This window comes from Parendozoicomonas callyspongiae (assembly GCF_023502345.1).
Classification (GTDB): Bacteria; Pseudomonadota; Gammaproteobacteria; order Pseudomonadales; family Endozoicomonadaceae; genus Sansalvadorimonas; species Sansalvadorimonas callyspongiae.
Window position 1 is genome coordinate 1 of record NZ_JAMFLX010000100.1, and the last position, 958, is coordinate 958.

A 958-nucleotide genomic window follows, 5' to 3' on the forward strand; every position below is an offset into this window, starting at 1 on the left:
TTTGGCCTGGGCCCGAGGCAACGAGGAGGCGCATTGTACCCAACGGCACTTTTTTTTCAACTAGTCATCATCACCCCAATATTTTTTCGCAATTTGACGGTATATTCCCCCAGTTTCCTCCAGACACTCTTTGAGAGTTTCCAAATTCGCAGGGGCAATGGTTATAGATTCCTCAAGAGCCTCCATCAAAGTAACTGCATTCTGTAGATTCAGTCCACAGGCAGAATTCGATGTTATTTCTTTTTCCTCTTCAGTAATTATTTGGGCCAAAAGCAAGCTGTCTGCCACACTATATAAGCAATTCTCGATGAAATCTGATATAGAATTGATGGATTCCTTAAATCCCTTAACCACTGAATCCTTCTCTGCCAGTTTTGTGATATAATCACAGATCATTCCAGTTTGCCCTGCTTCTTTAAATGCACCAGCGATTTTCAGACAAAGATCTTTTGGGTCGTTACTGTTTTTGATTTTTCGAGACAACAAGCTTACAAGACGCTTAGCCAGATCACTCTTACTAGGAGTCCGAGTTTTTTTTGTTAAATCATTAACATCATCCGAAACTGCTTCCTGAATTAAGGATTCACTTGCACAGTGAGAAACAAATTTAGTAACATTACCGTTTTTTAAAGTTCTATGTAATTCCGGTGCAAGTATTTTAAAAAATTTAAGCTCAGGAGAAATCTCATCAACTTGTCTTCCCGCAAACGAACCCTTACCATCTTCACTCATCGTACCAGCATTACTTAGTTGGAATGCTGGGATTACAGTGCCTGACCCTGTATCACTCATTCGTGCTGCCATTTTTTTACTCCTTTGATAATTCTATAGGTTTTTTACTTTTTCATTTAATTCATCCATAATACTTTCTTCTTTCCATCCCTTGTCTTGTTTATTCAAGTGTCGCTACTGAATGCCAGCTTTTCATTTATAACTGCCACAATCAGCAGCAACTCTC

General features: G+C 39.0%; 1 protein-coding gene. It reads right to left on the reverse strand.

The window, feature by feature from the left end; all coding sequences use genetic code 11:
* Positions 1 to 60: 60 nt before the first annotated feature.
* On the reverse strand, positions 61 to 804 hold the full coding sequence (locus M3P05_RS20445; protein ID WP_249701982.1) for a hypothetical protein: 744 nt from the start codon (positions 802 to 804) through the stop codon (positions 61 to 63).
* Positions 805 to 958 lie beyond the last annotated feature (154 nt).

Bases quoted from the DNA above. Each gene is read 5' to 3' on its own strand.
- M3P05_RS20445 (WP_249701982.1), bottom strand. From the start codon at position 804: ATGGCAGCACGAATGAGTGATACAGGGTCAGGCACTGTAATCCCAGCA.